This is a genomic window from Micromonospora palomenae (assembly GCF_007829925.1).
GTDB classification, from domain to species: Bacteria; Actinomycetota; Actinomycetes; order Mycobacteriales; family Micromonosporaceae; genus Micromonospora; species Micromonospora purpureochromogenes.
In genome coordinates, this window is the sequence record NZ_VIXA01000001.1 from 1,136,553 (window position 1) to 1,161,481 (window position 24,929).

General features: G+C 73.4%; 25 protein-coding genes and 1 riboswitch. Of the genes, 11 read left to right on the plus strand and 14 right to left on the minus strand.

What is annotated here, in order from left to right:
- Positions 1-25: 25 nt before the first annotated feature.
- Entirely contained in the window at positions 26-535 is a 510-nt protein-coding gene (def, locus tag FHX75_RS05135) for a peptide deformylase (protein ID WP_154936894.1), read from the plus strand.
- Positions 536-583: 48 nt separating this feature from the next.
- Here def and FHX75_RS05140 read toward each other — a convergent pair whose 3' ends face one another.
- From FHX75_RS05140 to FHX75_RS05150, 3 genes are all read right to left on the minus strand, one after another.
- Positions 584-2,158, minus strand: coding sequence for a VWA domain-containing protein (locus FHX75_RS05140; protein ID WP_154936895.1), 1,575 nt, complete (start codon positions 2,156-2,158; stop codon positions 584-586).
- A gap of 94 nt (positions 2,159-2,252) precedes the next feature.
- Positions 2,253-3,068 carry a GNAT family N-acetyltransferase gene (locus FHX75_RS05145; protein WP_154936896.1) on the minus strand — a complete coding sequence of 272 codons (816 nt, stop codon included), beginning with the start codon at positions 3,066-3,068 and terminating at the stop codon, positions 2,253-2,255.
- 24 nt (positions 3,069-3,092) lie between these two features.
- A complete protein-coding gene (locus tag FHX75_RS05150; protein WP_425463469.1) occupies positions 3,093-3,866 on the minus strand; it encodes a sulfite exporter TauE/SafE family protein in 774 nt (257 codons plus the stop codon).
- A gap of 195 nt (positions 3,867-4,061) precedes the next feature.
- On the opposite strand from FHX75_RS05150, the gene FHX75_RS05155 reads away from it, so the two are divergent.
- Positions 4,062-4,841, plus strand: a complete 780-nt coding sequence (locus tag FHX75_RS05155) for an endonuclease/exonuclease/phosphatase family protein (protein WP_154936897.1) — start codon at positions 4,062-4,064, stop codon at positions 4,839-4,841.
- Positions 4,842-4,878: 37 nt separating this feature from the next.
- Here FHX75_RS05155 and FHX75_RS05160 read toward each other — a convergent pair whose 3' ends face one another.
- Entirely contained in the window at positions 4,879-5,769 is an 891-nt protein-coding gene (locus FHX75_RS05160) for a bifunctional 5,10-methylenetetrahydrofolate dehydrogenase/5,10-methenyltetrahydrofolate cyclohydrolase (protein ID WP_154936898.1), read from the minus strand.
- A gap of 13 nt (positions 5,770-5,782) precedes the next feature.
- Positions 5,783-5,859, minus strand: a riboswitch (ZMP/ZTP riboswitch).
- A 207-nt stretch (positions 5,860-6,066) separates the two neighbouring features.
- Between FHX75_RS05160 and FHX75_RS05165 the strand changes: the two genes are divergently transcribed.
- Complete coding sequence (locus tag FHX75_RS05165; protein WP_154936899.1) at positions 6,067-7,158, plus strand: cellulose binding domain-containing protein; 1,092 nt, start codon at positions 6,067-6,069, stop codon at positions 7,156-7,158.
- A 13-nt stretch (positions 7,159-7,171) separates the two neighbouring features.
- Here FHX75_RS05165 and FHX75_RS05170 read toward each other — a convergent pair whose 3' ends face one another.
- Both FHX75_RS05170 and FHX75_RS05175 read right to left on the minus strand, forming a co-directional pair.
- Positions 7,172-8,176 (minus strand): tyrosine-type recombinase/integrase, encoded by a 1,005-nt coding sequence (locus tag FHX75_RS05170; RefSeq protein ID WP_154936900.1) that lies wholly within the window; start codon positions 8,174-8,176, stop codon positions 7,172-7,174.
- A gap of 755 nt (positions 8,177-8,931) precedes the next feature.
- Positions 8,932-9,888 carry a helix-turn-helix domain-containing protein gene (locus FHX75_RS05175; RefSeq protein WP_154936901.1) on the minus strand — a complete coding sequence of 319 codons (957 nt, stop codon included), beginning with the start codon at positions 9,886-9,888 and terminating at the stop codon, positions 8,932-8,934.
- A gap of 96 nt (positions 9,889-9,984) precedes the next feature.
- Here FHX75_RS05175 and FHX75_RS05180 point away from each other — a divergent pair, with 96 nt between their 5' ends.
- On the plus strand, positions 9,985-11,046 hold the full coding sequence (locus FHX75_RS05180) for a saccharopine dehydrogenase family protein (RefSeq protein ID WP_154936902.1): 1,062 nt from the start codon (positions 9,985-9,987) through the stop codon (positions 11,044-11,046).
- Positions 11,047-11,135: 89 nt separating this feature from the next.
- On the opposite strand, the gene FHX75_RS05185 is transcribed toward FHX75_RS05180, so the two are convergent.
- From FHX75_RS05185 to FHX75_RS05195, 3 genes are all read right to left on the minus strand, one after another.
- A complete protein-coding gene (locus FHX75_RS05185) occupies positions 11,136-11,645 on the minus strand; it encodes a hypothetical protein (RefSeq protein WP_211364334.1) in 510 nt (169 codons plus the stop codon).
- Positions 11,646-11,679: 34 nt separating this feature from the next.
- Positions 11,680-12,489, minus strand: a complete 810-nt coding sequence (locus FHX75_RS05190; protein ID WP_246157674.1) for an ArsR/SmtB family transcription factor — start codon at positions 12,487-12,489, stop codon at positions 11,680-11,682.
- Positions 12,490-12,756: 267 nt separating this feature from the next.
- Complete coding sequence (locus FHX75_RS05195) at positions 12,757-13,485, minus strand: SDR family oxidoreductase (protein WP_154936904.1); 729 nt, start codon at positions 13,483-13,485, stop codon at positions 12,757-12,759.
- Between the two features lie 78 nt (positions 13,486-13,563).
- Here FHX75_RS05195 and FHX75_RS05200 point away from each other — a divergent pair, with 78 nt between their 5' ends.
- The 4 genes from FHX75_RS05200 to FHX75_RS05215 all read left to right on the plus strand — a co-directional run bounded on the left by FHX75_RS05200 (position 13,564) and on the right by FHX75_RS05215 (position 16,349).
- Positions 13,564-14,394, plus strand: coding sequence for a patatin-like phospholipase family protein (locus FHX75_RS05200; RefSeq protein WP_154936905.1), 831 nt, complete (start codon positions 13,564-13,566; stop codon positions 14,392-14,394).
- A gap of 47 nt (positions 14,395-14,441) precedes the next feature.
- Entirely contained in the window at positions 14,442-14,900 is a 459-nt protein-coding gene (locus FHX75_RS05205) for a peroxiredoxin (RefSeq protein ID WP_154936906.1), read from the plus strand.
- Positions 14,901-14,967: 67 nt separating this feature from the next.
- Positions 14,968-15,651: a hypothetical protein gene (locus FHX75_RS05210; RefSeq protein WP_154936907.1), complete on the plus strand. Its 684-nt coding sequence runs from the start codon at positions 14,968-14,970 to the stop codon at positions 15,649-15,651.
- A gap of 179 nt (positions 15,652-15,830) precedes the next feature.
- A complete protein-coding gene (locus FHX75_RS05215; RefSeq protein WP_154936908.1) occupies positions 15,831-16,349 on the plus strand; it encodes a DUF4396 domain-containing protein in 519 nt (172 codons plus the stop codon).
- Positions 16,350-16,426: 77 nt separating this feature from the next.
- Here FHX75_RS05215 and FHX75_RS05220 read toward each other — a convergent pair whose 3' ends face one another.
- The 3 genes from FHX75_RS05220 to FHX75_RS05230 form a co-directional block, all read right to left on the minus strand.
- Positions 16,427-17,617, minus strand: a complete 1,191-nt coding sequence (locus FHX75_RS05220) for a GNAT family N-acetyltransferase (protein WP_154936909.1) — start codon at positions 17,615-17,617, stop codon at positions 16,427-16,429.
- A 115-nt stretch (positions 17,618-17,732) separates the two neighbouring features.
- Positions 17,733-18,731, minus strand: coding sequence for a cytochrome d ubiquinol oxidase subunit II (gene cydB, locus FHX75_RS05225; RefSeq protein WP_154936910.1), 999 nt, complete (start codon positions 18,729-18,731; stop codon positions 17,733-17,735).
- A gap of 13 nt (positions 18,732-18,744) precedes the next feature.
- A complete protein-coding gene (locus tag FHX75_RS05230; RefSeq protein ID WP_211364412.1) occupies positions 18,745-20,160 on the minus strand; it encodes a cytochrome ubiquinol oxidase subunit I in 1,416 nt (471 codons plus the stop codon).
- A gap of 177 nt (positions 20,161-20,337) precedes the next feature.
- Between FHX75_RS05230 and FHX75_RS05235 the strand changes: the two genes are divergently transcribed.
- Entirely contained in the window at positions 20,338-21,114 is a 777-nt protein-coding gene (locus FHX75_RS05235) for a lysophospholipid acyltransferase family protein (protein ID WP_154936912.1), read from the plus strand.
- A gap of 21 nt (positions 21,115-21,135) precedes the next feature.
- Here the strand turns inward: FHX75_RS05235 and FHX75_RS05240 are convergent, their stop codons facing one another.
- The gene (locus FHX75_RS05240) at positions 21,136-21,972 is read right to left on the minus strand and encodes a nitroreductase/quinone reductase family protein (protein WP_154936913.1); all 837 of its coding nucleotides are present in this window, start codon (positions 21,970-21,972) and stop codon (positions 21,136-21,138) included.
- A 373-nt stretch (positions 21,973-22,345) separates the two neighbouring features.
- Between FHX75_RS05240 and FHX75_RS05245 the strand changes: the two genes are divergently transcribed.
- A complete protein-coding gene (locus FHX75_RS05245; protein ID WP_154936914.1) occupies positions 22,346-23,188 on the plus strand; it encodes an SDR family NAD(P)-dependent oxidoreductase in 843 nt (280 codons plus the stop codon).
- Positions 23,189-23,194: 6 nt separating this feature from the next.
- Here the strand turns inward: FHX75_RS05245 and FHX75_RS05250 are convergent, their stop codons facing one another.
- Positions 23,195-24,016, minus strand: coding sequence for an ATP-grasp domain-containing protein (locus FHX75_RS05250; RefSeq protein ID WP_154936915.1), 822 nt, complete (start codon positions 24,014-24,016; stop codon positions 23,195-23,197).
- A gap of 139 nt (positions 24,017-24,155) precedes the next feature.
- Here FHX75_RS05250 and FHX75_RS05255 point away from each other — a divergent pair, with 139 nt between their 5' ends.
- Positions 24,156-24,923: a glycerophosphodiester phosphodiesterase family protein gene (locus FHX75_RS05255; RefSeq protein ID WP_154936916.1), complete on the plus strand. Its 768-nt coding sequence runs from the start codon at positions 24,156-24,158 to the stop codon at positions 24,921-24,923.
- The last annotated feature ends 6 nt before the right edge of the window (positions 24,924-24,929 follow it).

The window sequence follows — 24,929 nt, forward strand, 5'->3', positions numbered from 1 at the left end:
GTGACGCACGGATAGCCTTTCCGGCATGACCGTACGCCCCATCAGGATCATCGGTGATCCCGTCCTGCGCACCGCCTGCGAACCGGTGACCAGCTTCGACGCCGAGTTGCAGCAACTGGTCGACGACCTGATGGACACCCTGCTGGGCGCACCCGGCCGGGCCGGCGTGGCCGCGCCGCAGATCGGCGTGAGCGCCCAGGTGTTCGTCTACGACGCCGACGGCCACCGCGGACACATGATCAACCCGCGGATCGAGCTGTCCGACGAGTCGCAGGACGACGACGAGGGCTGCCTGTCCATCCCCGGGCTGTACTTCCCGACCCGGCGGGCGATGCACGCCACCGTGCACGGCTCCGACCGGCACGGCGAACCACTGACCATCTCCGGCAGCGGCTTCCTGGCCCGCGCGTTGCAGCACGAGACCGACCACCTGCGCGGCCGCCTCTACGTCGACACCCTGTCCGGGGACGTCCGCCGCCGGGCGCTGCGGGAGATCCGCGCCGGCCGGTTCGACTCGCCCAGCCGGCACCGCTGACGACGCGGGGGCGGCCGACGGCCGCCCCCGCACCCGATCAGCCGCAGGTCACTTCGGCGGCGGGGCCACCAGGCAGATCGCCGTGGAGCTGTTGCCGAAGTTGTCCACGCCGGTGATCACCGCGTCGCCGCGCAGGGTCACCTTGTAGTCGACGTCGCCGGTGCCGTCCTTGACCCGGGACTGGGCACCCGGCGCCTGCACCAGCTTGATCTTGGTGCCGGCGGGGAACGGACCGAACTTCACCGTCGGGTCGGCGCTGTCACCGATGTAGACGTCCACCGCCGTGTCGACGATGTCGGTCGAGGTGAGCTGGTAGAAGCCGTCCGGGTTGTACGAGCCGGGGATGTTCTCCCCGCTCGGGTTGTTCGTCGGCACGCACGCCGTGGCCGGCGCGGTGGTGTCGACCACCCGCATCGTCGCGGTGTCGCTGCCGGTGTTGCCGGCCGCGTCGGTGGCGGTGCAGGTCACCGTGGTGGCGCCGAGCGGGAAGGTGCTGCCCGACGGCGGCACGCACGTCGGCGTGAGCGGCCCGTCGACGTTGTCGGTCGCCGAGGCCGGGTAGGTGATGACCGCGCCGGCGGGGCTGGTCGCCTCGACGGTCCGGTCGTCCACGACCACCACCGGCGGGGTGACGTCGTTGACCGTGACGCTGATCTGCTCGACGAACGCCGGCCCACCGGAAAGCCCGTTGAGCAGGAAGTCCACCGTGCAGTGCAGGGTGGCGCCCTGCGGGGCGTTCCCGGCCACCGCGATGGTCTCGGCGAACGGCACGTTCGTGCCGCTCTGCTGGGTACGCGAGGCCGCGTCGAAGGTGACGGTCAGCCCCGGGTCGCAGGACGTCACCGTCGGGGTGACGGTGACGTCGAGGTCCCGCAGCCCGCTGAGGATGGCGTCGGTGACGGTCTCCGGGGCGCTGCCGACCAGCTGACCGCCGGTCGCGGCGACCACCGCGCTGGCCTGCCCGCTGACGTCCAGGCCACCACCTCCGCCGCTGACGCTGACCGCCAGCACCTTCGCCTCGTCGGCCTGCAGGGCCGCGGTGGCCTGCGCCAGGGTGTGCCCGGCGCTCGGGTCGTGGCTGGGGGCGTCGCCGACGAGCACCACGATCCGGCTGCTGCCGGAGCGGTAGGCGATCCCGCCGTCGGAGACCTGGAACAGCCCGTTCACCCACGCCTCGGGGGTGTCCCCGCCGCCGCCGGCCGACAGCCCATTGACCGCGTTCTGCAGCGCGGTCGCGTCGTCGGTGAGGTTCTGCCGGACCCGGAACAGCTCCGCGCCGTCGCCCTCGTCCCGGTAGGAGGCCACCGCGAACTGCGCGCTCGGCTGCACCGACCGCACGTTGTTGATGACCTGCTGAAGGTTGGCCTGCACGTCGCCGATGACGGTGCCCATGCTGCCGGTCGTGTCGACCAGCAGGACCACGTCCGGCTTCGGCGGGATCGGCGGGGTGGCGACCACCTTGGCGATGTCGATGCTCGTGCCCGGGTCGGCGTCGCGGTCCACGACGGCCGGGTCGACGCCCGGCGCCGCGAGCGCCGGCGCGCCCGCCACGGTCACCAGGGCCGCCACGGCGGCGGTGAGGACCGCCAACCGACTTCGACCCCGTACTGATGTCAGTGCCATCTGTGCTCCTTCGGCTCCGCCGCGTCACGACGCGGCCTCTGCCAGGAGACGCTAGGGGTCCGAGGGGCACCGGCCCGTCCGACACAGGTCCAGGTCAGGGTCGGGTTATTGACCCGGCGTGGCGGCTGGACATGCTGTCTGTCGCCGCAGTCAGCGTGTACTCGCCGTATTCGGCGACCCGAGTGAAGCCGAGCCGTCGGTAGAGCCGCACGGCGGCGACGTTGTCGGCCCTGACGTTGAGGGCGACGTGGTCGACGTGGGCGCGCAGCCGCCCGCACAGCGCGGCGACCACTGCGGCGGCCAGGCCCTGCCCGCGTACCCGGGGATGGGTGGTGACGTTGCCCAGCGCGGCCACCCGGTAGGTGGGCGACCAGACGTGCACCCCGGCCACCGCGACCAGCTCACCCGCCTGCCGGATCCCCACGTACTGGCCGGTGGCGAGCATCCGCGGATCGAACCAGTTGCCCGGATACGCCACCTCGTAGAGCGCGCGCAGGGCCGGCAGGTCGGCCTCACCGAGCACCTCGCCCGCCGGGGTGACCGTGGCCAGCCGGGCCGGGTCGGTCAGCGCCATCCGCAGGTGCGCCCCGGCCGGGTCGAAGGCGAACCAGCCGCCCAGCACCTCCGCCAGGCCGGGGGACAGGTGCGCGTACAGGCGGGCGGGCAGCATCGGCGCCAGGTCGGCCAGCAGCGCCGCCAGCTCCGGCCGGCCGTCGGGCCCGGCGAAGGCGAGCAGCACCGGCGGGGTCACCCCGTGGTAGAGCAGCGCCACCTGGTCGCCACGACGAAACCACGACGTGTACGGCCAGAAGAAGTCGTCCAGGTCGCCCAGCTGGTAGGCGTGCAGCACCGGATCGCGGCGCAGCAGCGCGGCCAGGGCGGCGCGGTCGTGTTCGGCCCGTACCGGCATCGGGTCAGCCTCCCGTCACGGCGCTCAACCCGCCCGCCACTGGTCGTAGCCGAGCTTCGCCACCAGCGCCAACACCACCACCAGCAGCACGATCCGCACGAACCCGGCGCCCCGGCGCAACGCCATCCGCGCCCCCACCGCCGCCCCGGCGACGTTGCACACCGCCATCGCCGCGCCCAGCAGCCACCACACGTGACCGGTGGCCGCGAACACCACCAGCGCGCCCAGGTTCGTGCCCGCGTTGACCACCTTCGCCATTGCCGAACCGTGCACGAAGTCCGCGCCCACCAGCGCCGTGAACGCCACCACCAGGAACGTGCCCGTACCCGGGCCGATCAGACCGTCGTACAGGGCGATGCCCACCCCGGCCACCGCCACCGCCGCGACCACCCGCAGCCGGGTCCGCCGCGCCGGCACCGCCACCACCCCCAACCGGGGCCGGAACACCACGAACAACGCCACCGACACCAGCACCGCCAGCACCACCGGCCGGTACGCCCCCGCCGGCACCGCGCCCGCCAGCGCCGCCCCGACACCCGCGCAGCACACCGCCAGCCCCGCCGACGGCCCCGCCACCATCCAGTCGATCTTCGTACGCCGGGCGTACGTCACCGCCGCCGTCGACGTACCGAAGATCGCGGCCAGCTTGTTCGTGCCCAACGCCGTCGCCACCGGCACCCCCGGCGCGGCCACCAGCAGCGCCGGCAGCAGCAGCAGACCGCCACCACCGACGACCGCGTCGACCCAACCGGCCATCGCGGCCGCGGCGAGCAGGGTGGTCAGCGACAGGGGATCCACGGCCGGCCATTCTGCCCACCCGCCCCGACCCGCCGCGTCACCCTGTGGCCGACCTCACCGGCCGGCGACCCCCTCACCGACCGCGCCGGCGGCGCAACCACAGCCCCACCGCGGCCACCGCCACGAACACCAGCATCGAACACAGCAACGCCTTGACCATCGGGCAACTGTGCCACGGCGACGTAGGGTGCAGGAGTGCGCCTGGCGACGTTCAACCTGCTGCACGGCCGCTCCCTGACCGACGGCCTGGTCGACCCCGACCGGCTCACCGCCGCGGTGCAGACCCTCGACGCCGACATCCTCGCCCTGCAGGAGGTCGACCGGGACCAGTCCCGCAGCGGCAACCTCGACCTCACCGCCATCGCCGCCCGCGCCCTCGACGCCCCCGAACACCGCTTCGCCGCCGCCGTCGTCGGCACCCCCGGCGAACAGTTCCGCCCCCTGCGCCACGACGACGACGGCCACGGCGAACCCTGCTACGGCGTCGGCCTGGTCAGCCGACACCCCGTCCGCTCCTGGCAGGTCACCCGGCTGCGCCCCGCCCCGGTACGGTCCCCGATCTACGTACCCGGCCCCGGCGGCGGCCTCGTCCTGCTGCGCGACGAACCCCGCGTCGTGCTCGCCGCGATCCTCGACACCCCGCACGGGCCGCTCACCGTCGCCGCCACCCACCTGTCGTTCGTCCCCGGCTGGAACGCCCACCAGCTGCGCCGCGTCGTACGCGCGCTGCGCACCCTGCCCGCCCCGCGGATCCTGCTCGGCGACCTCAACCTGCCCGCCGGCGCCGCCCGGCTGCTCAGCGGCTGGCGGCCGCTGGGCCGCCGCCCCACCTACCCGGCCGCCGCGCCCCGCGTGCAACTCGACCACATCCTCGCCGACCGGCACGGCCTGGACCGGCTGCCCCCGGTCACCGCCGTCGACACACCGCTGTCGACGATCTCCGACCACCGGCCCCTCGTCGTCGACCTCGGCTGACCCGGCGGCGACCCGACCCCGCCCCGGCCGCGCAGCCTCAGCCCTGCCCGACGGCCCGCTGCGCCGCCCGCACCGCGTTGCGGAACAACATCGCCACCGTCGTCGGACCCACCCCGCCGACCCGCGGCGTGATCGCCCCCGCCACCTCGGCACACGACTCGTCCACGTCCGGCAGCAACCGCCGCCCCTCGTAGCGCACCCCACCACCGACGACCACCGCACCCGGACGCACATGCTCCGGCCGCACGATCCCCGGCACCCCCGCCGCGGCCACCAGGATCTCCGCCCGCCGCGTGTACCGCGGCCAGTCCGCCACCCCGGTGTGCACCACCGTCACCGCCGCGTTCGCCGTCGGCCGCTTCTGCGCCAGCAGCATCGCCAACGGCCGCCCCAGCGTCGCCCCCCGACCCAGGATCACCACCTCACGACCCGACACCGGCACCCCGTGGTACGCCAGCAACGCCTCGATCCCCGCCGGCGTACACGGCAACGGCCCCGGCAGACCCAACGCCAACCGGCCCATGTTCACCGGATGCATGCCGTCGACGTCCTTGTCCGGGTCGAGGACGTCCAACGCCCGGTCGTAGTCCAGATGACCGGGGATCGGATGCTGCACCAGCACCCCGTGCACCCCCGCGTCGGCGTTGAAATCCGCCAGCACCCGGTGCAGATCCTGCTGCGAGGCCGACGCCGGCAGGTGCACGTGCGGCGACGCGAAACCCAACTCCGCCGCCTGCCGCTGCTTGATCCGGATGTACCCGGCGCTCGCGTCGTCGTCACCCACCAGCACCGTCGCCAACGCCGGCGTCACCCCCGCCGCGCGCAACGCCGCCACCTGCTCGGCGACCTCGGTCAGGATCTTCTCCGCCACCGGCTTACCGGGCAGCAGCCGGGCCGTCGCAGTCGTCGGGGAAACGGAAACAGACATGGCTCACCTCGTCCGCGGAGGCCCAGGCGGTCGACCCCCGCGACGAGCTCCCCGATGGTTCACCCATCCCCGTGCCGCCAGTCGCGTCCACCCTCAGCCTGCCACACCGCCCGCGCGGATCGCATCCGCCACCGCCCACCACCCGGGCAGCCAGGCCAGCACCGCGTCCGCCCGCCGCCGGTCCACCGCCGACACCACCCCCAGATCCGCCCGCGCCGCACCCACCCGTACGCCGGCGATCCTGTCAGGACGGGCACCCGCCCAGCGGCCACCCACCACAACCCGTACAGTCTCGCCGTGATCGAGATCAGCGCCCAGGTCGACCTGTCGCACCCCAGCGACCGGGTCTGGCAGGCATTGACCAACCCGCAGCTGCTCAGCCGCTGGTTCACCGAGACCGAGACGGTCGCCCAGGCACCGCAACGGCTGCTGCTGCACACCGCGGGGCTGCCCGGCTTCCACGCCGCCGTCGACGCCGAGGTGACCGACCAGCGGGCACCCGAGCTGCTCGTCCTGCAGTGCCAGGAAGGCGACCGCCGCACCCAGCTCACCTGCACCATCACCCGCACCGCCGACGGCTGCCGACTGTCGGTTGAGGAAACCATGGAACACGGCACCTGGCCCGCCGAGGACCGCGACCACCGCGAGCGGTACTACCAGCAGACCCTGACCGGACGGCTCCCCGCCATCCTCGACTGGCTCGCCTTCCAGCAGGTCGACCTGCGCCGCGGCGAGGACCCGCCGACCGCCGAGCTGCCCGCCATCGTCCTGTCCGGCCGCGTACCCGCACCGGCCGACCGCCGACGCCGGCTGGCGATCGCCGCGGCGGTCACCGCGGCGACCCTCGCCACCGGCGCGGCCCTCTGGGCCCTGCTGCCCGGCGACGCGGACCAGACCGCCGCACCGGCCCCGCTGCCCCCACCACCCACCGCCGGCGCCACCAGCGACAACGCCGCGCCCCGGACCACCCGCAGCTCCCGGCCCTCGTCCGCCGCCGCCGCTCGCAGCACCGCGCGCCCCAGCCGGACGCCCACGGCCACCCCGTCGCGCACACCCACCTCCGCCGCCCCGAGCGCCGCCGCCATGACCGCCCGCTACGAGACCACCGCCACCCGAATCTTCGGCTACTCCGGCCAGGTGGTGCTCGACAACCCGGACGGCCCGGCGGCGAAGAGCTGGACCCTCGTCGTCACCCTGGCCGAGGGCGGCACCGTCACCAACGCCCAGGGGGCCAACTGGCAGCAGGACGGTCAGGCCGTCACCTTCACCGGCGCACCCGTGCCGGCCGGGCAGTCGCAGACCATCACCTTCGACGTCCGCAACCCGGACCCGCGCACCAAGGCACCCGAAGGCTGCACGATCGACGGCACCCCCTGCACCGGCCTGTGACCCGACGCCCCGGTCAACCCGCGGGATCGAACGACAGCGGCACCAGCCCCGCCAGCGCGCGGTTGGTGCGGTTCGACCGCACCGCCGCCCGCTGCTGACCCGCCGTCACCTCGATGTACGTCTGCGACGACGCCAACGACGCGTGCCCCAGCAACCGCATGATCTCCGCGGCGCTCGCCCCGTCCTCGGCCAACCGCGTCGCGAACGTGTGCCGCAACGCGTGCAGCCGCGCGCCGCGCGGCACCCGGTCACCGATGCCCGCCCGCCGATAGCAGGAGTCCACCAGGTACTGCAGCCCACCCCGGCGCAGCGGCTCACCCCGCCGGTCCACCAGCAACGGCGAATCCGGCCGTACGCTGCGCGACCCGAACCGCCGCGCCCGACTGTCCAGGTAGGCCGCCAGCACCCGGTCCAGCTCCGGCTCGACCGGTACCACCCGCGGCCGGCCGCCCTTGCCGGCCACGTCGACCCGCCGCTCGCCGGCCCGCCCGGTCAGCGACGACACCCGCAGCGCCAGCAGCTCAGACAGGCGCAGCCCGGCGCAGAGCGCCAGCGCCAGCACCGCCACGTCCCGCTCCGGCCACGGGTCCCGCTGCCGACCGTCCTCCCGAGCGACCGAGGCGAGCAACTCCTCCGGGGTGTCCTCGCCCCGCAACGGCTTGGGCTGGGGGAGCGCGGCGCGCGGCCGGCCCACCGCCGGCATCGGGTTGCCGGCCACCACCCCCTCGGCCACCAGGAACGTGAAGAAGCTGTTCCAACTGGACCAGGCGCGGTGCACCGAGGACGCCGCCCGGGGAGCAGCGAACCGGGCGAACGCGGCACGCATGACGCGGGGGGAGAGGTCCGAGATCATCACCTGGTCGAGGGGGAGGGGAGTGGCGCCCTCGACCAGGGCGGCGACCGCCCGCAGGTCCCGCCGGTACGCCTCCAGCGTGTGGGGGGAGGGCTTGCGGGTGGCCCGCGCTGTCAGGAACTCCTCGATGAGCTGCCCTACCGATTCGTCCTGTTTATGATGCATAAGGCATATTATGCAGGCTTTTCGCGTTTGCGGCTAGCCCGCGAAGAGAGGGGAGCGGCGCAGGCGCAGGGAGATGCGCACCGGATGGCCCTCGGGTGGCGCGGTAACCGGCGAGCAGCTTGCGAGGCAAGGCGGGCCGAGGTGGAGCCGCGCATGACCACGGACGCAAGGCGGCCGTCCCAGCCAAGGGGGTGGCGCACTCGGGGACACCAGCTCGGCTCACCGCCGCACTGCACGCGCAGTGCCGATGATGTCGCGCCCAACGCGACCCTCATTGGTGGACGCGTGCGCACATGCCGGGGTTCTCCGTCGGGGCTGAGCCGGCCGACCTTTGCCGCTCTCATGATCGGATAGCAATTTCCGACTGCCACATCGGCGTGTCCCGTCGGAAATTGCTACCCGATCATGGGACGCCACGGCCTACGACAGCACCGCCCGCCCTACCGGAGGAGGCCCCCACCAGTACTACTTGACATAATGTACATTATCGAATCAGGACACACAGTGGCAGTGACCTGGCCGGCGTCGGGTCGAGCTGCCTTCACGGTTCTGGCGCCGAGTGGCCATGTCGTCAGAGATCGCAGACCGCGCAGTGCTTCTGCGACGAGTTCGGCCGGAAGACAGACCGAGCTCCCACCATGCGCCGGAGCATGACCGCGAGTCGGCACCGTCCACACAGGGTTCTCACCGCTCCCACCCGGGTGAATGCGCAGGAGAGCACCGCTCCCCCTGTCAGGCCGCCGACCGGACGGTGATCACGATCGTGACGATGGCCCGGCGCTGCGGAAGGTGCGACGGTAGGCGTCCGGAGGTACACCGACGGTGCGGTGGAAGTGTCGGCGCAACGTCGTGGCGGTTCCCATGCCAGCCGCCTCGGCGATGACGTCGATGCTGTTGTCGGTGTTCTCCAGCAGCTCCTGGGCCCGGCGGATCCGCTGCGTCGACAGCCACTGCAGCGGGGTGGTGCCTGTCGCCGACCTGAAGTGGCGGGCCAGGTTGCGCGAGCTCATGTTCGCCTGGCGAGCCAGGTCCTCCACGGTCAGCGGACGGTTGAGCCGTTCCATCGCCCAGGGGAACAGGTTGGCAAGGGGATGGTCGTCGCGGGCGGGCACCGGGGTGGTGACGAACTGGGCCTGGCCGCCGGCGCGATGCGGCGGCACGACCAGGCGGCGGGCGACGGCGTTGGCGACCGTCGAGCCGTGGTCGCGGCGGATCAGGTGCAGGCACAGGTCGATCGCGGCGGCTTTGCCGGCCGAGGCGAGCACGTTGCCGTTGTCGACGTAGAGCACGTCCGGGTCGACCTTCACCCGGGGATAGCGGGCGGCCAGCGCCTCGGTGTGGGCCCAGTGGGTGGTCGCGCGCAGCCCGTCCAGCACCCCGGCGGCGGCCAGCACGAACGCGCCGGTGCACAGCGAGACCAGCCGAGCGCCCGCCTCGTGGGCCGCGCGGACGGCGTCGAGCAGGTCGGGTGGCACGTCGGCGTCGATGTCTTCCACGGCCGGGATGATCACGGTGTCGGCGCGGGCGAGTCGGTCCAACCCGTCGTCGGGTTCCATGTGGAATCGGCCGATCCGGACCGGGCCCGGGCCGCAGACCACGAGGTCGTACCACGGGTCTGCCAGGCCGGAGGGGTCGCGGACGAAGACTTCGCAGGCCATGGCGAGCTCGAAGTGCAGCATCGCGTCGGTGGCGGCGAGCGCGACAGTGGCCATGTCCGGAATTGTATGGGGCATGGCGTTCCAGACACTACTGCGGGGGTGGCCGCGCTGAGAGGATCTTCTCAGTCGATCTTTTGAGGGGAACTGCAGATGGGTTCGAGTCAGATGGTGGCGGTGTTCGGTGCGTACGGACACACCGGGCGGTTCGTGGTGACGGAGTTGCGCGACCGCGGGTTCGTCCCGCTTCTCCTCGGCCGCGACGCGGGCAAGCTCGAGGCGCTGGCGGCGTCGCATCCGGGGCTCGAGTACCGGGTGGCGTCGGTCGACGATCCAGCCTCGCTCGACCGCGCATTGAAGGGCGCAGCCGCCGTCATCAACTGCGCCGGCCCGTTCGCCTCGACCGCGGGCCCCGTGATCGAGGCCGCCCTGCGCACCGGGGTCCCGTACGTGGATGTGGCGGCCGAGATCGAGGCGAACCTCGACACGTTCACGCACTTCACCGACCGCGCGCGGACCGCGGGCGTCGCGGTGGTCCCGGCGATGGCCTTCTTCGGCGGACTCGGCGATCTGCTGGTCACGACGGCGATGGGCGACTGGACGGCGGCCGACGAGGCGCACGTCGCGTACGGGCTGAGCAGTTGGCACCCCACGGCCGGGACCCTCGTCTCCGGCACCGTCTCGCGGGAACGGCGCGCTGGCCAGCGTGTCCGCTACACCGGTAGCCGGCTGGAGTACTACGTCGACGAGCGCGACCTGCCGAGGATGGAGTGGGACTTTCCCGCTCCGGTGGGCCGCCGGAGCGTCCTCGGCGAGTTCACGATGGCCGACGTCGTCACCGTCCCCAGCCACCTGTCCATCCCCGAGGTGCGCACGTACATGACCACCGACGCAGCCCGGGACCTGGCCGCTCCGGGCACACCCGCACCCACCGCTGTCGACGAGCTCGGCCGGTCCGCGCAGACGTTCACCGTCGACGTCATCGTGCGCTCCGGTGACACGCAGCGACGGGTCGTCGCCAGCGGCCAGGACATCTACGCCATCAGCGCACCGCTGGCGGTCGAAGCGGTCCGTCGCATTCTCGGCGGTCAAACGAGGACGAGCGGCGTCGCCTCCGCCGGCCAGATCTTCGACGCGCCCGACTTCCTCCGCGCGCTGTCCACGCACATCTCGCTCGAACCGACCCACGAGTCTCGCGCGCCACAGCTCGTCTGATCGCCCGGCCACCGGTGACAGCCGCACCGTCACGAGCGACAGAGGGTTGGCGTGACGCCGGTCGGTGGCTGGGCTGTCCGGCGGGAATGTTACGTCGTGACGTCGGCCCCGACGCCGGCCGGCAGGAGGGCCAGGAGCTGTTGCGTGTGGCCGGGGAGTTCCACGTCGGCGAGCCCGGCGATGAGGTCCCTCAGCGGTAGGGGCTGATCGACCAGGACGGTGCCGTTGGACAGCAGCAGGGTGGGCACCGGGGTGTCGAGTTCGGCCTCGCTCAGCCCCGGCCCGCCGAGTGCGCAGAGGGCGTCCCCTTGGCAGCGGATGCGCTCGCGGAGCCCTGCGTTGCCGCGGGCGAGGGTGATGACGCGCTCGATGGTCCAGGTGTCGAGCGCCATGCGGTTGTCGTACGTCGTGTTCGCTCCCGCCGCGACGGCGGAGGCGGCGGCGATGGTGGCGGCGTTGACGAGGGCGACGTGCGCCAGGATCTGGTCGGCGTTCCACTCGCCGGCCGGCGGTACGGGGCTCGTACCGCCGGAGCCGGCGACTGTCGCCGCGGCGTCCAGCAGCGCGCGGTAGGCGTCCCGGAGCGGCGTGGTGTCCATGTGTCTCCTTACTTGGCGTGGCTGGGCTGCCGGCTCAGGTGTGCGCCGGGGACATCTCCCACGGCGCCTGTGGGAGGACGTCGCCGGTCTCGAGCAGCGACTTGAGGTTCGCCAGCACAGCCGGCCAGCCGCGGGAGATCCCGCCGAGCATCTCCAGGTTGGCGAGGTTCTCGTGGGTCACGGTGAGGCGGACGATGTCGTGGTGCGGTTCGACCAGAAAGGTGACGACCGACGGTTCTCGTGGCGCCTCGGCGTCCGGGGCGTCGTCGAAGGTGATGACGAGGCGGGTCGGGGGGTCGACCTTGAGCACTTGACCGACGACGTCAACGGCGCCTGAGCCGTCGACGCGTCGGTGCTCCCAGGCCGAGCCCGGCTGCCAGTCCGAGACGTTGGCGTGCCCCCAGTAGCGCGCCGTCAGGTCTGCGTCGGTCAGGGCCTGCCACACCTGCTCGGCGCTGGCGCGGATGTAGGTGGTGTAGACGTAGGTCGGCACGGGTGTGGGTTCGGTGGTCATGGCGTACTCCTCTGCCTGGTTCTTGATGGCGCTGATCGCTTGCAGGCGGGGTTTGTCGAACGAGGAGATCCACCGCTGCTCGATTTCGTGGATCGGGGTGGGGTTGAGGTAGTGCAGTCGTTCGCGTCCGCGTCGGACGACGGTGACGAGGTTGGCCCGCTGCAGGATGTCCAGGTGCTGCGTCGCTGACTGGCGTGCCATGTCGAGGTGTTCGCACAGCTCGCGCAGCGTCTGGCCGTTCTGCTCCCGCAGCCGGTCGAGCAGGAGCCGTCGGGTGGGGTCGGCCAGTGCCTTGAAGGCCGAGTCCATCCCGCTCGCGTCGGTACTCACCCGGCCATCATGCAGGCATATGCCTGCCTAAGTCAACGACGGGCGCTCAGCGGCCCGGGATGAGGGTGAAGGCACTGGTCCCGGGTGGCCGTTCGGCTCAGCGGATGGACCGTCGGACGCCGCGTGGGTGTGGGCGCAGCGTGCGTGGGGGCACGAATCGGCTTTACCCCTCCCCCTCCTTCGGAGAGGAGGCAGCATGCCTTCCGCACTCGACGTCGGCACACCGCCGCACCGTCGAAGCCCGGGAACGTCGCTCCGGGGCTCGGCTCACATGCCGCCGGCGACCCGCAGCACCGCGCCGGTGGTGTACGAGGCGTCGGGGCCGAGCAGCCAGGCGACGGCGCCGGCGACCTCGTCGGGTTCGCCGGGTCGGCCCATCGGCACCCGGCCGGCGTTGCGGTCGGGGCGGTCCGGCATGCCGGACAGGGCGTGGATGTCGGTGCGGATGAGGCCGGGGGCGACGGCGTTGACCCGGATGCCCTGCGGGGCGAGTTCCTTGGCCAGGCCGATGGTGAGGGTGTCGGTGGCGGCCTTGACGGCGGCGTAGTGGATGTACTCCCCCGGGCTGCCGAGGGTGGCGGCGGCGGAGGAGATGTTGACGATGGCGCCGCCGGTGTCGAGGCGGCGGGCGGCCTGCTGCGCGCAGAGGACGTAGCCGATGAGGTTGACGTCGACGACGTGGCGCAGGTCGTCGGGGCGCAGGTCGGTGAAGGCTCCGATGGGGCTGGTGACGCCGGCGTTGTTGACCAGGCCGGTGAGCGGGCCGAGGTCGGCGGCGGCGTCGAAGAGCCCGGCGACCTGGTCGGGGTCGGTGGTGTCGGCGGGTACGGCGACGGCCTGGCGGCCGAGGGCGCGGACGTCGGCCAGCACCGCGGCGGCGGCGTCGTGGTCGCGTCGGTAGCCGATGGCGATGTGGTGGCCGTCGTGGGCGAGGCGGCGGGCGACGGCGGCGCCGATGCCGCGGCTGCCGCCGGTGATGACCGTGACCGGATTCAATGGACCGCTCCCCTGCCCCCGTGTGGTGGCGACGCTACCGTTTCGGGCACGGGCCGGTCACGGAGAGGGTGGTCACACATGACGCGGGCGTTGGTGCTGGGTGGCGGCGGGGTGACCGGGGTGGCCTGGGAGTGGGGGCTGCTGGCGGGGCTGGCGCAGCGGGGGGTGGTGCTGGCGGACGCGGACCTGGTGGTGGGGACGTCGGCCGGGTCGGTGGTGGGCGCGCAGTTGTGTTCGGGGCGGCCGGTGCGCGAGTCGTACGAGGCGCAGTTGGCGGCGCCGACGGGTGAGGTGGCGGCGCGGTTCGGGTGGCCGGCGGTGGCGCGGCTGGTGTGGGCGGGTGGTCGTACCCGGGACGCGGTGCGGGCCCGGGCGCGGGTGGGGGCGATGGCGGTGGCGGCGCGTACCCCGTCGGAGGCGTCGCGGCGGGCGGTGATCGAGGCCCGGTTGCCGGCGCGGCAGTGGCCGGCGCGGCGGTTGCTGGTCACGGCGGTCGACGCGACCTCGGGTGAGTTCGTGGTGTTCAACGCGGCCAGTGGGGTGTCGCTGGTGGACGCGGTGGGGGCCAGCTGCGCGGTGCCGGGGGTGTGGCCGCCGGTGACGATCGGGGATCGCCGGTACGTCGACGGTGGGGTGCGGTCGGTGGTGAACGCGGATCTGGCGGCGGGCGCGGAGCGGGTGGTGGTGCTGGCGCCGGTGACGTCGGGGTTCGGGCCGATGCCGCGGTTGTCGGCGCAGGTGGCGGCGTTGCGGTCGGTGGCGCGGGTGGCGGTGGTGTCACCGAATCGGGCGGCGCGGGCGGCGATCGGCCGCAACGTGCTGGATCCGGCGCGGCGGGCGGCCGCGGCGCGGGCGGGGTTCGCGCAGGCCGAGGCGGTTGCCGCCGACGTGGCCGGGGTGTGGGGCTGATCGCTTAGGCTCACCGCGCGTCGTCGGTCGATCGGTGGAGGTGCGCGGTGGGTGTGGGTGTCGGTGACCTGGTGGAGGATTTCGAGCTGCCCGACCAGACGGGTACGCCGCGGCGGCTGTCGGAGCTGGTCGCGGCGGGGCCGGTGGTGCTGTTCTTCTACCCGGCGGCGATGACGCGGGGCTGCACGGCGGAGAGCTGCCACTTCCGGGATCTGGCGGCGGAGTTCGCGGCGGTGGGCGCGCAGCGGGTGGGCATCAGCCGCGATCCGGTGGAGAAGCAGGCGGAGTTCGCCCGGCGGCACGGGTTCGACTATCCGCTGCTGTCGGATGTCGACGGTGTGGTGGCGCAGCAATTCGGGGTACGGCGGCGGTTGCCGTTGGGGCCGTTGAGCATGCGCCGGATGACGTTCGTGATCGGACCGGACCGGCGGGTGCTCGCGGTGATCCACAACGAGTTGGGGATGAACGAGCACGCGGACGGGGCGTTGCGCGCGCTGGGGGGTTGATCTTCCGGTTGTCGGGGCCGGCTGGTATCAAGACAGCTGTCAAACACATGTACGGAAGAGGGCTGTCATGGCGGGCCAGGGTTTGTCCGAGGACGAGGTGCACGGCATCCGGGAGGCGTTGGCCGCCGGACGGAAGCCCAAGGTGGTGTTCACGGCGTCGGCGGGGCAGATCGCCGGGCAGGTGGGCCAGGTGGTCGAGCTGACCGACCCCGAGGTGTCCGAGGAGTTCGTGGTGGTGCGCTTCGGCCGCGACGAGTTGCCCTTCTCCCCCGCCGACGTGGCGGTGGCGCCCCGGGGCACGGGGCGGAAGGTGGCCGAGCCGAAGCCGGAGCCGCAGATGGAGCAGCCGCCGGCCGCGCCGGCGGAGCCGGAGTTCGTGTTGGACCGGGTGCCGGCGCCGCGTCGGGAGGAGTCGAAGGTGGAGCAGCAGGTGGAGGCGAAGCCGGCCCGGCGGGCGGTGAAGGCGGCGAAGCCGAAGGGCCCGGCGGGCCTGACGGTGACCCTGGCGTACGCCGACGGCGAGTGGACGGTGGCGGCGCAGCAGGGCGCCAAGGCGCTGGCGAAGCCGTACGTGGTGAAGCCGGCGGAGGCGCTGAAGATGGTGGCGCTGGTCGACGTGCCCGGGGTGCACGAGGCGGTGGAGCAGATCATGGCCGCGGAGCGGGCCGAGGCGGAGCAGCAGGCGGAGAAGCTGCGCGCGGAGCTGGCGGAGATCGAGGCACGGCTGGCGGAGTTGCGCGAGGCGCGCTGACCGGTACCGGCGGCGCGCCGCATCCTGGCCCACATCGGCGAGGGTGCGGCGCCGCCGGTAGTAGGCGGCGAGGGCCGCCGGTCGCCGAGCGGTGGTGTTGTCACCGGGCTCACTCACCCGACCCTTCCCACTGATACCCCTGGGGGGTATGGTCGGTGGCATCGAAGGGAGGTCCCGTCATGGACCACGCAACCCATCACCACCCGCCCGCCGCCGCCGGCCACGGCCACCACCCGCCCGCCTCAGCGGCGGCGGCGACGTCATGGACGATGGCCGCGCAGGCCACCCTGCACTGCCTGACCGGCTGCGCGATCGGCGAGGTGCTCGGGATGGTCATCGGCACGGCGCTGGGCTGGTCCGCCCTGCCCACCGTCGTCCTCGCGGTCGCGTTGGCGTTCGTCTTCGGCTACGCGCTGACCATGCGCGGCGTGCTGCGCGCCGGCGTGGACGGGCGGACCGCGCTGAAGGTGGCGCTGGCCGCCGACACCGTGTCGATCGCGGTGATGGAGATCCTCGACAACGCGGTGATGCTCGCCGTGCCCGGCGCCATGGAGGCGGGGCTGACCAGCTGGGTGTTCTGGGCGTCGCTGGCGTTCGCGCTGCTGGTGGCGTTCGTGCTGACCACCCCGGTCAACCGGTGGCTGATCTCGCGCGGCAAGGGCCACGCGGTCGTCCACGCCTACCACCACGCGCACTGACGCCACACCACGGCGGCCGGGCCACCCCCAGCGGGCGGCCCGGCCGTCGTTCGCGCCGTCCGGGATGCCCGTCGGGCTCAAAAGTAGTCGAGCAGGTGCGCCGCTCCCCCGGCGGCCAGCAGGTCCAGCGCGCGCGGGTCGGTGCCGGTGGCGTGCAGCAGGCCGGCGTCGGCGACGGACGCGGCGGTGCTGGCGCCGCTGTAGAGCAGGGCGAAGCCGCGTACGGACAGGTGCAGGTCGACCTCGGCGGTGACGCGGGTGAGCTCGGCGGCGCCGTCGGCGACCACCAGTCGCCAGGTGCCGGTGTTCCACTCGGCGAGCCCGTCGGTGAGGGTGAACTCGACGGTGCCGCGGGTGTGGGCGGGCCAGCCCCGGGCGGCGATGGCGCGGGTGACGTCGACGGGCCGGTGCATCCACGGTTCCTGCTCGTGTTCGCGGACGGCTTCCAGCGGCAGGTGGGCGCTGACGGCGTCGCCGTCGAGCAGGCGCAGCCGCACGGTCGGGGTGACGCTGTGCCAGCTGGCGAGGACGCCGACGAGTTCCCGGGCGGCGTCGGCGGTGGTGGCCAGGACGTCGTGGACGGTGAGCACGGCGTCGTCGCCGTAGCCGCGGCCGCGGTCCCAGCTGGCGTAGCCGACCAGGTGCCCGTCGTCCTCGACGAGGGTGAGTCCGTCGAAGGGCAGGGTGTCGGCGGTGGTGTGCGGGTCGAAGAGGTCACCGCGGCGGGTGAGCAGCCCGCGCCGGTCCCGGGCGAGGCGTTCGTAGAGGGCGACGACGGCCGGCATGTCGTCGGGCGTGCCCGCGCGGACGTTCAGGTGCGGGGCCGGGCGGTGCCGGGGCAGCGCCACCGTGGGCACGTCGACGGTGCGCATCACCCCGGCGACGTCCCAGCCGCAGGCGCGGTAGGGGGCGGTGACGGTGGGGAACAGCGCGCTGACGGCGGCGCCGCGGTCGTGGGCGCCGCGCAGCAGGCCGGTGAGCAGGGCGCGGGCCACGCCACGGCCGCGGGCCTCGGGGGCGACGGCGACCCCGGCTACGTCGGCGGCGGGCACGGCCCGCCCGGACCACCACTGCTCGTGGTGCAGGTCGACGGCCTTGCCGAGGAGCCGGCCGGTGTCGTCGAAGGCGCCGTAGCGGGTCAGGCCGGGCACCGCGACGGTGGCGTGCGGCGCCGGTTGCGGGTCGGAGCCGAAGGCGCGCCGACCGAGGTGCCAGGCGTCGGTGAGGTCGTCGACGGTGAGCTCACGCACGTGCGGGGGGCTGGCCATCGGCCCACCATAGCGGCGCGGATCTTGAGGGTGGGCGGATTTTCCGGCGGGGAACAGCCCGCGGGGCCGGTGCGACCCCCTCGCCCGGCCCCGCGTCCCGCGCCCCCGCAGGTTCTCAGTGCTGCGGGATGTTCACTACCCCGATCCGCTTGCGGAACACCCAGTACGTCCAACCCTGGTAGGCCAGCACGATCGGGGTGAAGACCACCGCCACCCAGGTCATGATCTTGAGGGTGTAGGGGGTGGAGGCGGCGTTGGTGGCGGTGAGCGTGCCGGCGGCGTCCAGGGTGGAGGGCAGCACGTTCGGGAACAGCGCCGCGAACAGGGTCGCCACGGCCAGGCCGATCGCCACGGCGGTGCCGGTGAACGCCCAGCCCTCCCGGCGCACCCGGGCGGCGGCGAGCGCGCCGAGCAGGGCCAGGGCCGCGCCGACGGCGAACACGACGGCCGCGGTGCTGGAGCGGATGCTCAGCGTCCAGGTCAGGAACCCCACCGCGGCGACCGCGGTGCCCACGCCCAGGCGCACGGCGAGCGCGCCGGCCCGCTGCCGGATCTCGCCGGTGGTCTTCAGGGCGAGGAACACCGCGCCGTGGGTGAGGAACAGCGCCGCGGTGGTCACCCCGCCGAGCAGCGCGTACGGGTGCAGCAGGTCGACCAGGCCGCCGACGTACTCGTGGTCGGCGTCCAGCGGCACGCCGCGCAGGATGTTGGCGAAGGCGACACCCCACAGCACCGCCGGTACGACGGAGCCGACGAAGATCGCCGTGTCCCAGCGGCGCTTCCAGGACGCCTCGGGGCGCTTGTGCCGGTACTCGAAGGCCACGCCCCGGGCGATCAGGGCGAGCAGGATCAGCAGCAGCGGCAGGTAGAAGCCGGAGAAGAGGGTGGCGTACCACTCGGGGAAGGCGGCGAACATGGCGCCGCCGGCGGTGATCAGCCAGACCTCGTTGCCGTCCCAGACCGGGCCGATGGTGTTGATCAGGACGCGGCGTTCCCGGTCGTCGCGGCCGAGGACGGGCAGCAGCATGCCGACGCCGAAGTCGAAGCCTTCGAGGATGAAGTAGCCGGTGAAGAGCACGGCGACGAGGAGAAACCAGACGGTCGTCAGTTCCACGGTGGGCTCCGGGTCAGTAGGCGAAGGCGAGCGGGCGCTCGGCGTCGTCGCGGCTGTCGTCGATCGCGGGATCGGGGGTGAGGTCGGGCACCCCGGCGCGGGCGTAGCGGACGAGCAGCTTGAACTCGATGACGGCGAGGGTGGCGTAGATCAGGGTGAAGGCGGTGAACGAGGTGAGCACCTCGGTCAGCGAGACGCTGCGGGACACGCCGTCGCGGGTGAGCATCTCGCCGAAGACGATCCAGGGCTGGCGGCCCATCTCGGTGAAGATCCAGCCGAAGGAGTTGGCGAGCAGGGGCAGCACCGGCATGACCAGGCCGGCGCGCAGCAGCCAGCGGCTGGTGGGGGTGCGGCCCTTGCGCTGCGACCAGAGCACCAGCAGGGCGATCGCGGCGGCGGCCAACCCGAAGGCGATCATGAAGCGGAAGCTCCAGTAGGTGACCGGGATGATCGGGGTGTAGCTGCCGGCGCCGTACTGGCTGGCGTACTGGGCCTGCAGGTCGTTGATGCCGTGCACGGTGCCGTTGGGGTCGCCGGTGCCCAGGTACGACAGCAGGTACGGGATCTTGATGGCGAAGAGCTCGCGGCTGCCGTCGAGGCTGCCGACGGTGAGCACGGAGAACGAGGCGGGGCTCTCGGTGGTGTAGAGGCCCTCGGCGGCGGCCATCTTCATCGGCTGCACCTGCGTCATGATCTTGCCCTGGATGTCGCCGGTGATCACGACCAGGGTGGCGGAGACCAGCACCACCCACGAGCCGAACTTCGTGGCGAACCGGTACGCCCCGGTGTCGGCGCTGTCGCGGTTGCGCATCATGTGCCACAGCCCGACGGTGACCACCAGCGAGCCGGCGACCAGGAACGAGCCGGCCAGGGTGTGCGGGAAGGTGATCAGCGCGACCTTGTTGGTGAGCACGGCGACGAAGTCGGTGAGTTCGGCGCGGCCGGTGTCGGGGTTGATCCGGTAGCCGACCGGGTTCTGCATGAACGAGTTCGCGGCGAGGATGAAGTAGGCGCTGAGGTTGGTGCCGATCGCGGCGATCCAGATGCTGGCCAGGTGTGCCCGCTTGGGCAGCCGGTCCCAGCCGAAGATCCACAGGCCGATGAAGGTCGACTCCAGGAAGAACGCGACCAGCGCCTCGATCGCGAGGGGGGCGCCGAAGATGTCGCCGACGAAGCGGGAGTAGTCGCTCCAGTTCATGCCGAACTGGAACTCCTGCACGATGCCGGTGACCACGCCCATCGCGAAGTTGATCAGGAAGAGCTTGCCGTAGAACTTGGTGAGCTTGAGGTAGCGCTCGTTGCCGGTGCGGTGCCACAGCGTCTGGAGGATGGCCACCAGCACCGACAGGCCGATGGTCAGCGGCACGAATAGGAAGTGGTAGACGGTGGTGACACCGAACTGCCAGCGGGCGACGTCCAACGCGTCCACCAGTAACCCCCAGCTGTTCATACTACGAGACGTAGTAAATACTACTGCGCGTCGTAGAGATTGGGGCAGGGCCGGGGGTCCCGACCCGCCCCGGGACCAATGACCCTGATCACCTCTGCCGCAGGGCCCGGGATCGGTGCCCACCGTCACCCACCGGCGTGCGACCATCCAGCACTGATGGACACCCCGACCGCCACCTGGCGCCCGCCACGGTTCTGGCGTGCCGCGCAGGTCTTCGCCCGCCTCCTCGTCGCCCTGCTGGCCCGGCTGGAGGTCAGCGGCGACGTGCCGGCCGCGCTGCGCCGCGGCCCGCTGATCCTGGCCGCCAACCACATCAGCCCGTTCGACCCGGTCGTCCTCGCCGCGGCCTGCCAGGTGCGCGGCGTCGCCCCGCGGATCATGGCCACCGGCGGGCTCTTCCGCGCCCCGGTGATCGGGGCCCTGATGCGCCACTCCGGGCACCTGCGCGTCGACCGGGGCACCGCCGGGGTGCACCGGGCCCTCGACGACGCCGCCGTGGCGGTGGCGCGCGGCTCGGTGGTGCTGGTCTACCCGGAGGGCCGCATCGGCCTGGACCCGGGCCTGTGGCCCGAACGCGGCAAGACCGGCGCCGCCCGGCTCGCCCTGGCCTGCGGCGCCCCGATCATTCCCGTCGCCCAGTGGGGCTCGCACGAGGTGCTGCCCTACCGGACGCCGCAGGGCATGCTGCCCGGCATCGCCCGGTCGCTGCTGCGCCGACCGGTGATCCGGGTGCGCTTCGGCGACCCGCTGGACCTGCACGACCTGGCCCACGGCGCGCCCGGCGCCGCCCGCCGGGGCACCGACCGGATCATCGACGCGATCACCGACACCCTGGTGCCGCTGCGCCTCGACGAGCCGGACCGCCCCCGCCACGTCGACCCGGGCCGCCCCGTCGACACCAGCCGCGCCCACCGCCGCCGCCCGCCGGGCTGACCCCGCCGGGCGGCGACGACGTCACCCGACGGCGGCGTTCAGGATCGGCACCAGCTGCTCCTCCTCGTACGCCAGGTGCGCCTGCACCTGGTCGGTCAGGCGGTCCACCTCCTGGCCCAGCGCGTCGCGGTCGGCGGCGGGAGTGGCCAGGACGGCACGCAACTCGTCCAGCAACGCCGCCATCGCCCGGTGCTCGGCGGCGAGGCGGTCGAGCACCGGGGCGAGATCCGGCCGCTCGTTGGCCAGCCAGGCGAAGAGGCCCCCGTCCTCGCGCTGGTGGTGCCCGTGCAGCCCCTCGCAGAGGGTCAGGCAGTTCACCCGCAGCTGCGCGCCGATCGTCGGCCCTGCCGCCGCCACCTCCTGCCGGATCAGGGCGAGTTCGTGGCGAAACGCGTCGTGCACGGCGATCAGCGCCGCGCCCGGGGGGCCGGGCGGCGGGCTCGGCGGGCCGGGCAGCGGCTCCAGCGCCACCACCGGCAGCCGACGGCCCGCCCGGTCCTGGTAGTCGGCCCACCCCGGGTCGGCCTCGGCGGCCCGGGCGAAGGCGCGGTCCCGGTCGGCGTCGGGGAGCACCTCGGCGCGGGCCCGGTAGGTGAAGACCCCGTCCTCCACGGTGACCAGCGGGTCGGCCACCAGGTTGCGGAACCACTGCGGGTGCCGCGGCGCGCCCCCGGCGGAGGCGATCACCAGGACCCGGTCGCCGTCGGGCAGATAGCCCAGCGGGGTGGTGTGCGGGGCGCCGGTACGCGCCCCGCTGGTGGTGAGCAACAGCAGTCGGGCGCCCTCGAACCAGCCGCCGACACGGCCGGCGTTGGCGCGGAACTCCTCGATGACCTGGGTGTTGACGTCGTTCGGCATGCGGTGTGGCTACTCCGGGCAGATGGGCGCGCCGCGCGGCGGCGCGGTGGGTGCGAAGAGAGCGGGGAACGCGGACGTCGACGGACGGCACGCGCAGCAGACAGCACCGACGGCCCGAGCCGTGGTGGGTGCGGATCGCGGAGCCGTCGCGGCGAGGGCGACGGGCGGAGCACACGCGTGGCGGGCCTCGGGCCCACCCGGGGCTCACGCGCCGGCCGGGTGCCCTGTCCGCTCGTGGCCCATGGCCGACCCGGCAGTCACGACATCGACCCTAGTGTCCGCTCCCCGCGCCGGGCAACCCGGAGTTGCCCTCGCGCGGCCCCGAACGGTGAGACCCTGCCCGCAGGGTTCCACCAGGAGAGGCAGGGCAGACATGAGCGAGCAGACGGTGCTGGTCACCGGCACCTCCACCGGGATCGGGCTGGAGATCGCGCTGGGCTGCGCGCGCGCCGGCTGGCGCACCGTGGCCACCATGCGCGACCCGGGTCGCGCCGACCGGCTGCGCGAAGCCGCCGACGCCGCCGGGGTCGCCGACCTGATCGACGTACGCCGGCTCGACGTCACCGACGCCGACGCGGCCGCCGCCGCCGTGGCCGAGACCGTGGCCGCGTACGGGCGGCTCGACGCCGTGGTCAACAACGCCGGAGCCGGGCACGTCGGCACCCTGGAACAGGAGACCGTCGACGACGTACGGGCCGTCATGGAGGTCAACTTCTTCGGGGTGCTGCACGTCAGCCGGGCCGCGCTGCCGCACCTGCGGGCCTGTCGGGGTCGGCTGGTGACCGTCACCAGCGTCGGCGGGGTGGTCGGTCAGCCGTTCAACGAGGCGTACTGCGCGGCGAAGTTCGCGGTGGAGGGGTTCATGGAGTCCCTGGCGCCGGTCGCGGCGGGCGTCGGGGTGACCGTCGCCGTGATCGAACCGGGCGCGGTGGCCAGCGAGTTCGTCGCCAACGTCGGCGTCGACCGGGACCGGGCCATCGAGCGGGCCGGGGTGTACGGGCCGGCGCTGCGGACGTACCTCGACCGCAGCTCCAGGGTTTTCGCGGCGGCGCAGTCCCCGGCGGACGCCGCCGCCGTCGTCGTCGCGGCCGTCACCGGCCCGACCCCGTCGCCACGCACGCAGACCTCCACGACGGCGCGGGAGTTCGTCCGGGTGAAACTGGCCGACCTCGCCGGGACGGCGGTCACCGACCTGACCTCCGGCTGGCTGCGCTGACCCGCCCTAGCCGGCGGCCAGGAAGCGGCGCAGCGAGGCGCTCAGCGCCGCCACGAACCCGTCCCGCACGTCGGCGGAGACCAGGTCCAGCGACAGGTACGGGTTGAGGTCCTCCAGCTCCACCAGCAGCAGCGCCCCGTCGACGGTGCGGCAGGCGTCCACCCGCTGCACGCCGTGGGCGAGGGTGTTCCAGCGCACGAAGCGGCGGGCGAAGTCCAGGTCCGCCCCGGTCGGCGCGTACGGGGCCAGGTCCCAGCGCCGTCGCGGGTCGGGGGCGTGCAGGGCGTACTGGAAGGCGTCGTCGACGAAGTAGAAGGACACCTCGTACCGGAAGGGCACCCGCGGCTGGATCAGCGACTGCCCGTCGACCGCCTCGGCGAGCCGGTCGCGCGCGACGAACCGCAGGCCGACGGAGTCCGCCCCGGCGACCGGCTTGACCACGTACTCGTCGGTCGGCGGCAGCCGGTCGACGTCGGCGAGCCGGTCGACGGTCGGGATCACCGGCTCGCCGGCGGCGGTCAGCTCCACCAGGTACCGCTTGCCCGCCATGTCGCCCCGGCCGGTCAGCGGGTTGTACACCCGCACGCCCCCGGCCAGCGCGGCGGCGCGGAACGCCTGGTACGCCTCCCGGTAGGCCAGGACCGGGCCGCTGTTGCGGACCACCACCGCGTCGAAGCGGTCCATCAGGGCGGCGGCGTCGCGGGGATGGCACAGCGCCAGGTCGAAGTCCTCGCGCAGCCGGGAGGTCAGGAAGACGTCCTCGTCGCCGTAGCGGCGGCCCTGCGCCGGGTAGGCCAGGTCGGTGACGAACAGGATGCTGGGCCGCACGCGTCTCCCCCGCCTCACGCCGGTCGCGGCGGGCGCGCCGCGACGTCGCAGGGCACCGTACCGGGTGGCCGGACCGGCGACACGGGGTGCTCGCCGGCCGGTCGTCCGCGGGCCACCGGGGCGAGGCATACTGCGCTGCGTGCTGACCCGATCCGGCTACCTCGACGCGCCCGCGCCGCTGGCCTTCGCCCACCGCGGCGGGGCCGCCGAGGGCGACGAGAACACCGTCGAGGCGTTCGCCCGGGCCGTCGGCCTCGGCTACCGGTACGTCGAGACCGACGTGCACGGCACCGCCGACGGGGTGGCCGTGGTCTTCCACGACGCCACCCTGGAACGGGTCACCGGCGAGCGGGGACGCATCGCCGACCTGCGCTGGGCGGACCTGGCGTCGGTACGCGTCGGCGGGGCGGCGGTCGTACCCCGGCTCGACGAGGTGCTGGCCGCGTGGCCGCGGGTGCGGTTCAACATCGACGTGAAGTCCGACGGCGGGGTGACGCCGACGGTCGAGACGGTGACCCGGGCGGGCGCGGCCGGCCGGGTGCTGCTGGCCTCGTTCAGCGACGCCCGGCTGATCCGGCTGCGGGCGCTGACCGAGGGTCGGATCGCGACCAGCCTCGGCATGCGCGGGGTGGCCCGGCTGCGGGTGGCGTCGCTGCACGGGTGGCGGCTGCGGCTGCCGCCGTCGGTGGTGGCCGCCCAGGTGCCGCCGCGCTACGGGCGGGTGCCGGTGGTGGACCGGCGGTTCCTCGCCTACTGCCACCGGTTGGGGCTGCAGGTGCACGTCTGGACGATCGACGAACCTGCCGAGATGCACGACTTACTTGATCTTGGGGTGGATGGCATCATGACCGATCACGTCGGCGTGCTGCGCGACGTCTACCGCAGCCGCGGCCACTGGGCCGCCTGAACACCG